Consider the following 8,225-nt stretch of genomic DNA (forward strand, 5'->3'; position numbering starts at 1 on the left):
TCCTGTACTACACTCCGGACGGCCGGTTCCGCTGCACGGCGACCTTGGTCACTCCCACCGTCCTGCTCACGGCCGCGCACTGCACGGTTGACACGGTCGGCAAGACCCTGGTCGACTTCCGCTCGGTGGTGGCCCTCGAGCCGCCGTCGGGCTACCAGGTCGCGGCCAACCCGGATACCGGTTACACCCAGGCTGAGATCGAAGCGGCCGGCTTCCTGTCCGGCACCGCCTACGCTCACCCGGACTACTCCGGCTTCACCGACCTGAACAACTGGAACGACGTCGGTGTGATCGTGCTGGACCGCCCGGTGACCAACATCGAGCCGGCGACCCTGGCTCCGCTGAACTACCTCGACGCCTACGCCCAGCCCAGGTTGAACCAGACCCTGTTCACCTCGGTCGGCTACGGCACCGAGGTGCGTAAGCCGGACTCCGGGCCGCAGAAGCCCCAGCCGATGAGCTACCCGCTGATCCGCCGGTACACGGTGCAGCCGGGGCAGAAGCTGACCAACCAGATCCTGCAGCTCAACGGAAACCCCAACGACAACCGCGGCACCGGCGGCACCTGCTTCGGCGACTCCGGCGGCCCGACCTTCCTCAACGGTTACGTCGTGACCGTGACCAGCTACACCTACACCCAGAACTGCCGCTACCTCGGCGGCTACCAGCGGGTGGACATCAAGGTCGTCCAGGACTGGCTGGCGACCTTCGGGGTCTACCCGGCGACCGCCTGATCAGGTCATCGCACCTGATCGGCTGATCTAGCCGGGCTCGGAGCCGGGGCTGGCCGCGACATCGCGGTCCGCCCCGGCTCTGCTGTCTGTCCACAACTGTCGCTCCTCCTCACGTATCCTTTCGGTGGGCCGGTGCTGTCCCGTGTGCAGGCAACTCCACGAGACGGGCTGGCCAGTGGGCGATATCACCGGATTTCTCAAGCATGACCGCGAGCTTCCGCGGCGGCGGCCGGTCGCGGTCCGCATCCAGGACTGGCGCGAGGTCTACGAACCGGCCGACGACGCGGTCACCCGAACCCAGGCCAGCCGGTGCATGGACTGCGGCATCCCGTTCTGCCACAACGGCTGCCCGCTGGGAAACCTGATTCCGGAGTGGAACGACCTGGTGTACCGGGACCGCTGGCGGGATGCCATCGACCGGCTGCATGCCACCAACAACTTCCCTGAGTTCACCGGGCGGCTCTGCCCGGCGCCGTGCGAGGCGTCCTGCGTGCTGGGGATCAGCCAGGACCCGGTGACCATCGAGCAGGTCGAGAAGGAGATCATCGAGCACGCCTGGGACAACGGCTGGGTGACGCCGCTACCGGCCAGCCGGCCGACCGGCAAGCGGGTTGCGGTCGTCGGCTCGGGTCCCGCGGGGCTGGCAGCCGCCCAGCAGCTGACCCGGGCCGGCCACCAGGTCAGCGTGCTCGAACGCGCCGACCGGATCGGCGGGCTGCTGCGCTACGGCATCCCCGAGTTCAAGATGGAGAAGCGGGTGATCGACCGGCGGCTGGAGCAGATGCGCGCCGAAGGCACCGAGTTCCGCACCGGGGTCAACGTCGGGGTGGACATCTCCGTCGAGCAGTTGCGCCAGGACTACGACGCGGTGTTGCTGGCCGGCGGCGCCACGGCCTGGCGCGACCTGCCGATCCCGGGCCGTGAACTCACCGGCGTCTACCAGGCGATGGAGTACCTGCCGCCGGCCAACCGCGTCCAGCAGGGCGATTACGACACCACACCGATCTCGGCGGCCGGCAAGCGGGTGGTGATCATCGGCGGCGGGGACACCGGCGCCGACTGCCTCGGCACCGCGCACCGGCAGGGTGCGGTGTCGGTGCACCAGTTCGAGATCCTGGCCCGGCCGCCGGCTGCCCGGTCCGAGGAGCACCCGTGGCCGACCTGGCCGCTGATGTACCGGACCGCCTCGGCCCACGAGGAGGGCGGCGAGCGGGTGTTCGCCGTGAACACCGAGTGCTTCCTCGGCGATGAGCAGGGCAACCTGCGCGGGCTGCGAGCGCATCAGGTCGAGCTGGTCGACGGCCGGTTCCAGAAGGTTCCGGGCACCGAGTTCGATCTGGAGTGCGAGCTGGTGCTGCTGGCGATGGGCTTCCTGGGCCCCGAGCGCAACGAGCTGCTGGACGGTCTCGGGGTGCGGCTCACCGAGCGCGGCAACGTGGGCCGTGACGCCGACTTCGCCACCAGCGTCGACGGCGTGTTCGTGGCCGGCGACATGGGGCGGGGGCAGAGCCTGATCGTGTGGGCGATCGCCGAGGGCCGCTCGGCCGCGGCCGGCGTCGACCGCTGGCTGACCGGCGAGTCGATCCTGCCGGCGCCGATCACGCCGAGCACCGCGGCGCAGCGCTGAGCCAGCCTGGCGGGCGCCGGCCCCGACGGCCCATAGGATGCCCGCCATGACCGCTCAGTCCGAGTCCGGAAGCTGGCCGGCGGTAGTTCCAGCCGACGGCCAGCCGCGCCGGGTGGGCATCATGGGCGGCACCTTCGACCCGATCCATCACGGCCACCTGGTCGCGGCCAGCGAGGTGGCCGACCTGTTCGACCTCGACGAGGTGGTCTTCGTCCCGACCGGGCAGCCGTGGCAGAAGGCCGAGCGGGAGGTGAGCACCGCCGAGCACCGCTACCTGATGACGGTGGTGGCGACCGCGTCCAATCCGCGGTTCTGGGTCAGCCGGGTGGACGTCGACCGCCCGGGACCGACGTACACCGTCGACACGGTGGGTGACATCGCGGCCATCCGCGCCGGAGCCGAGCTGTTCTTCATCACCGGGGCCGACGCGCTGCAGGCGATCCTGTCCTGGAAGGACGCCGACGAGCTGTTTCGCAAGTGCCATCTGGTGGGGGTCACCCGGCCCGGCTACCACCTGTCCGGAGATCACCTGCCCCCCGACATCGTCACGTTGCTGGACGTGCCGGCGATGGCGATCTCGTCCTCGGCGGTCCGGCAACGGGTCCAGGCCGGCCGGCCGGTCTGGTACCTGGTGCCCGACGGGGTGGTGCAGTACATCGCCAAGCACCGGCTGTACCGGCGCTGAGGCTTGCCGCCTCGGCCACCTCGGGGCGGCGTGAGCCGCCTCAGGCCGGCGGGCGGACCAGCCCGAACACCAGCTCGTCGCTGTAGCTGCCGTCGGGGTTGCGCAGCCGGCCGGCCCGCCGGCCCTCCTGGACGAAGCCGGCGGCCAGCGCCGCGCGAGCCGAGGCGACGTTGCCGGCCTTGCAGCCGAGCTCCAGCCGGACGATCTGCGTCCTCCTGAACGCCCAGCCGGCCAGCAGCGCCAGCGCCCGGGCGGTGAAGCCACGCCCGCGGAATTCCGGAAGCACCCCGTAGCCGATGGCCACCACTCCCGGCGGCCCGAACCGTCGCAGGGTCAGGATGCCGGCCCCGGCGCCGGTGGCGGCGTCGCAGATCAGCAGCCAGTTCTGGCCGCTCACCAGCCGGTCCAGCCCTGCCCGGCCGGCCCGGTCCCTGGCCTGCGCCTCGGTCACCCGCTCGTCGCTGAACCCCCACTGCCGGGCGGCGTCATTGTTGGCCTCGGCGAGCAGGACCGGCCAGTCGTGCGGACCGACGGGGCGCACGGTGACCACCCCGTCGCTGACCGGCCCGAACACCGGCCAGGACACTGCGACCGGCTCGTCGGGGTCGGTGGCCGTCCGGGCGAAGACGGCAGCGTCGAGCACCGAACCACCGGTGCCGCGCAGGCTGGCCCGGCTGATCGACTCGAAGCCGAAGCCGGCCCGCAGCGCCACCGCGGCGGAGGCGACGTGCGGCACCTCACACCGGATCCGGATCCGGATCAGGCCGTTGCCGAAGCCGAAGCGTGCCAACGTCCGGGTGGCCTCGGTGGCAAAGCCCCGGCCCCAGTCAGCCACAGCCACCCAGTAACCGATCTCGGCGCTGTCAGCGCCGCCGGCGCCGGGCGAGGGCAGCTGCAGGGTGGCGCTGCCGACCAGCCGCCCACTGGTGTTCTCGGCGATGGCGCAGTCCAGCCGGCTGCCCGCGGCCCGGCCCTGCTCGGTGACCAGACCGCGGGCATCCTCGGCGCTGTAGGGCCAGGGCAGCGGCAGGTGCCGGTGCATCCGCTCGTCGGCCATGACGGCCTGCACCGCTGCGGCGTCGCCCGGCTGCCAGGGCCGCAGCGTCAGCCGTCCGGAATGCAGCACCAGGCCTTCGAACTCTACTCCGTTCCAGTCCGCCATAGCCCCCACGGTGCCAGATACGACATTCAAATCCTGCGCCGAGCGGGAGCCAAGTAGCATGTCCGCGTGGTATTAAACAAGCTGCTGCGCGCCGGCGAAGGCAAGATCATCCGGCGACTGACGTCCATCGCCAATCATATCGACAGCCTCGAAGAGGACTACGTCGATCTCACTGACGCCGAACTGCGTGCGTTGACCGATCAGTTCAGGGCCCGGTACGGCGAGGGGGAGACCCTCGACGAGCTGCTGCCCGAGGCGTTCGCGGTGGTCCGTGAAGCGGCCCGCCGGACGCTGGGCCAGTTCCACTACAACGTGCAGCTGATGGGCGGTGCGGCGCTGCACCTGGGCAACATCGCCGAGATGAAGACCGGTGAGGGCAAGACGCTGGTCTCGACGCTGCCGGCCTACCTGAACGCGCTCTCCGGCGACGGCGTGCACGTGGTGACCACGAACGACTACCTCGCCTCCCGCGACGCCGACTGGATGGGCCGGGTGCACCGCTTCCTCGGGCTCTCGGTGGGCAAGATCCTGTCGAACATGACACCCGAGGCGCGCCGGGCCAGCTATGCCTGTGACATCACCTACGGCACGAACAACGAGTTCGGCTTCGACTACCTGCGCGACAACATGGCCTGGTCGCTGGATGACCTGGTGCAGCGCGGCCACAACTACGCCATCGTCGACGAGGTCGACTCGATCCTGATCGACGAGGCCCGGACCCCGCTGATCATCTCCGGCCCGGCCGATGAGAACCAGCGCTGGTACCCCGAGTTCGCCCGGCTGGCGCCCCGGATGAGGAAGGACGAGCACTACGAGGTCGAGGAAGGCAAGCGCACCGTCGCGGTCACCGAGGTCGGCGTCGAGTTCGTCGAGGACCAGCTCGGGATCGACAACCTCTACGAAGCCGCGAACACGCCGCTGGTGGGGTACCTGAACAACGCCTTGAAGGCCAAGGAGCTGTACAAGCGCGACCGGGACTACATCGTCCGCAACGGTGAGGTGCTGATCGTCGACGAGTTCACCGGACGGGTGCTGGCCGGCCGGCGGTACAACGAGGGCATGCACCAGGCCATCGAGGCCAAGGAAGGCGTGCAGATCCAGCAGGAGAACCAGACGCTGGCCACCATCACGCTGCAGAACTACTTCCGGTTGTACTCCAAGCTCTCCGGCATGACCGGTACCGCACAGACCGAGGCAGCCGAGCTGCACCAGATCTACAAGCTGGGCGTGGTGCCGATCCCGACCAACCGTCCGATGATCCGCAAGGACGACACCGACCTGATCTACAAGACCGAGGATGCCAAGTTCGCGGCGGTGGTCGACGACATCGCCGAACGGCACGAGAAGGGCCAGCCGGTCCTGGTCGGTACCGCCAGCGTCGCCAAGTCCGAGGTCCTGGCGAACCTGCTGCTGCGCCGGGGCGTTCCGCACGAGGTCCTCAACGCCAAGCAGCACGATCGTGAAGCGGCGATCGTCGCCATGGCCGGGCGCAAGGGCGCGGTGACCGTCGCCACCAACATGGCCGGTCGCGGTACCGACATCATGCTCGGCGGCAACCCGGAGTTCGCCGCCGACAGCGAGCTTCGCGAGCTGGGACTGAGCCCGAGTGACACCCCGCAGGAATACGAGACGGCCTGGCCGGCGGCGCTGAGCAAGGCGAAGGAGCGCAACGCCCGCGAGCACGACGAGGTCGTCGAACTCGGTGGCCTGTACGTGCTGGGAACCGAGCGGCACGAGTCCCGCCGGATCGACAACCAGCTGCGCGGCCGCTCCGGCCGGCAGGGTGACCCGGGCCTGTCCCGGTTCTACCTCTCGCTGGGTGACGACCTGATGGTGCGTTTCAACGGCGACCGGATCGCCATGATCATGAACATGCTCCGGCTGCCCGAGGACACCCCGATCGAGAACAAGACGGTGTCCAAGGCGATCCAGTCCGCCCAGACGCAGGTCGAGCAGCAGAACTTCGAGATCCGCAAGAACGTCCTCAAGTACGACGAGGTGCTCAACAAGCAGCGCACGGTGATCTATGACGAGCGTCGCCAGGTGCTCTCCGGTGCCGATCTCAGCGACCAGATCCGGCCGATGATCACCTCGGTGGTGACCTCGTACGTCCAGGGTGCGACCTCCTCGGGCTATCCGGAGGAGTGGGACCTGGAGCAGCTGTGGGTGGCGCTGAAGACGCTGTACCCGATCTCGCTGACTCCCGACGAGGCGATCAAGACCGCCGGTGGCGAGCGCAACGACCTGACCCGCGAGTTCCTGGTCGAGGAGATCGTGGCCGACGCCCAGGCTGCCTATGACCAGCGCGAGGCGGAGCTGGGCGCGGAGGTCACCAGGGAGCTCGAGCGCCGGGTGCTGCTGTCGGTGCTGGACCGCAAGTGGCGCGAGCACCTGTACGAGATGGACTACCTGCAAGAGGGCATCGGCCTGCGCGCGATGGCCCAGCGAGACCCCCTGGTGGAATACCAGAAGGAGGGTTTCGACATGTTCCAGGCGATGATGGACGCCATCCAGGAGGAGTCCGTCGGGTTCCTGTTCAACCTCGAGGTGCAGATCGAGGGCGACGAGCCGCCGGCGCCCGAGGTGATGCCCGGGGACACCCCGGCCGAACTGGATGCCGACGGCGTGCTGGCCGCCCTGGCGACGCAGCCCGAGCAGGAGGACCACCCGCACATCTCCGCCAAGGGCCTGGGCCGTCCCAGGGCCGAGACCGCTCCGCTGACCTACAGCGCCCCGGCGCTGGGTTCGGAGACCCCCGAGGTGCACGTCGAGGGCGGCGCCGCGCCGGCCGGTGGCACCCGGGCCGGAACCGCCAAGCAGCGGCGGGCGAACCCGAACCGGGGGAGCCGGGGCAACAAGCGCAAGCGCTGAGCCGCACCGGGCGGCGAGGAACACCCCCGTTCGTTCCTCCGCCGCCCGGTTCAGCCGATCTGCAGGCGGACACACCGCCACCGGCCGTCCAATCCCTCCAGGCGGAGCGCCAGCGCCCGGAAGCGGTCGCCGACCCGCAGCACCGCGGCAACCTCGGCCACCCCGTCGGCCGGCTCGATGACATGCAGGGAGTGCAGCGCGGCCGGCCTGCGGGCGGTACCCAGCCGGCTTATCCGGCCGGCGTCGCGGGCCAGCCCCGCCTGCACCGTCGGGCTGGTGTGGTGGCGCAGTTGTGACGCGGATCGGCGTCCGGTGGCAGTCTCGATGACGCCGATCACCAGCCGCCTGGCCAGTGCGGTCGGCTCCGGCAGCTCGTGCCGGCCAGTGGGCCGGACCGCGAACGGGTCGGGCTGGGGAGGCAACCGCAATGCCCAAGCTGTGGCGTCGCCCAGGGCGTCGAAGGGCAGCGGCTGGTCCAGCGGGCCCACCACGCTCAGGTGCCGGCCGGGCTGCTCGTCGTCGAACAGTGGTTCCCGACGTGGGGCGGGCCGGAGCAGGAATCGCTGCGTCCCGGCCTGGCTGTGAGACACCGGGTCGTGGTCGCGCTCGGGTCCGTGGTCGCGCTCGTGGCCGCGCTCGGGTCCGTGGCCGCACTCCGGTCCGTGGCCGTGGTCGCGCTCGTGTTCGTGGTCGCGCTCGTCGAGCGGGACTGGTAGCGCTGACGTCGTCATGGTCCGGTCTCCGTGCGGGCGGGTGCGGGAACCACCAGGCTGGCGCCCGGCCGGAGCAGGTTGGGATCGGCGCCGATCACCAGACGGTTGGCTGCGTACCAGCGCGGCCATTCGGCCTGGATGCGTGCTGCCGACGGCATCGCGCCCAGCCCATCGGCGGCGATCGACCACAGCGAATCACCGGGCCGGACCGTCACCCGACCTCCGGGTCCGTGGGTGCCGGCGGAGATGTCGTGCCCCGAGCCGGTCGTGCCGGGTGGGCGTGGATCGCTGGCCGGGCTGGGATCGCTGGCCGGGCTCCGATCGGTGGCCGGGCTTGAATCGCTGGCGGGTGGGCGTGGATCGCTGGCGGGGCTCGGATCGGTGGGCCAGCCGAGGGCTGGCAGTACCGCTGGGGTGCCGTTGGGTGCCGGCG

At 70.3% G+C, this 8,225-nt stretch carries 7 protein-coding genes; 4 read left to right on the top strand and 3 right to left on the bottom strand.

The features are described 5' to 3' along the window. The 3 genes from VF542_RS02515 to nadD form a co-directional block, all read left to right on the top strand. Positions 1 to 734, top strand: a 734-nt coding sequence (locus VF542_RS02515) for a trypsin-like serine protease (protein ID WP_408650133.1), incomplete at its 5' end; no start/stop codon positions are given. A gap of 175 nt (positions 735 to 909) precedes the next feature. After that, positions 910 to 2,361, top strand: a complete 1,452-nt coding sequence (locus tag VF542_RS02520; protein ID WP_408650134.1) for a glutamate synthase subunit beta — start codon at positions 910 to 912, stop codon at positions 2,359 to 2,361. 46 nt (positions 2,362 to 2,407) lie between these two features. Next, entirely contained in the window at positions 2,408 to 3,046 is a 639-nt protein-coding gene (nadD, locus tag VF542_RS02525; protein ID WP_408650135.1) for a nicotinate-nucleotide adenylyltransferase, read from the top strand. A 40-nt stretch (positions 3,047 to 3,086) separates the two neighbouring features. Here the strand turns inward: nadD and VF542_RS02530 are convergent, their stop codons facing one another. Then, positions 3,087 to 4,208: a GNAT family N-acetyltransferase gene (locus VF542_RS02530; RefSeq protein WP_408650136.1), complete on the bottom strand. Its 1,122-nt coding sequence runs from the start codon at positions 4,206 to 4,208 to the stop codon at positions 3,087 to 3,089. 66 nt (positions 4,209 to 4,274) lie between these two features. On the opposite strand from VF542_RS02530, the gene secA reads away from it, so the two are divergent. Continuing rightward, positions 4,275 to 7,079, top strand: coding sequence for a preprotein translocase subunit SecA (secA, locus tag VF542_RS02535; RefSeq protein ID WP_408650137.1), 2,805 nt, complete (start codon positions 4,275 to 4,277; stop codon positions 7,077 to 7,079). A gap of 50 nt (positions 7,080 to 7,129) precedes the next feature. Here secA and VF542_RS02540 read toward each other — a convergent pair whose 3' ends face one another. After that, positions 7,130 to 7,810, bottom strand: coding sequence for an Rv3235 family protein (locus VF542_RS02540; protein WP_408650138.1), 681 nt, complete (start codon positions 7,808 to 7,810; stop codon positions 7,130 to 7,132). After that, positions 7,807 to 8,225, bottom strand: a 419-nt coding sequence (locus VF542_RS02545; RefSeq protein WP_408650139.1) for a LysM peptidoglycan-binding domain-containing protein, incomplete at its 5' end; no start/stop codon positions are given. The genes VF542_RS02545 and VF542_RS02540, both read right to left, overlap by 4 nt.

Origin of the sequence: Jatrophihabitans sp., assembly GCF_036389215.1 — a bacterium.
Lineage (GTDB): Bacteria > Actinomycetota > Actinomycetes > Mycobacteriales > Jatrophihabitantaceae > Jatrophihabitans_A.

What these genes read in the sequence shown, in the direction of transcription:
- VF542_RS02540 (WP_408650138.1), bottom strand. Translation starts at nt 7,810, where the DNA reads ATGACGACGTCAGCGCTACCAGTCCCGCTCGACGAGCGCGACCACGAA.
- VF542_RS02530 (WP_408650136.1), bottom strand. Translation starts at nt 4,208, where the DNA reads ATGGCGGACTGGAACGGAGTAGAGTTCGAAGGCCTGGTGCTGCATTCC.
- nadD (WP_408650135.1), top strand. Translation starts at nt 2,408, where the DNA reads ATGACCGCTCAGTCCGAGTCCGGAAGCTGGCCGGCGGTAGTTCCAGCC.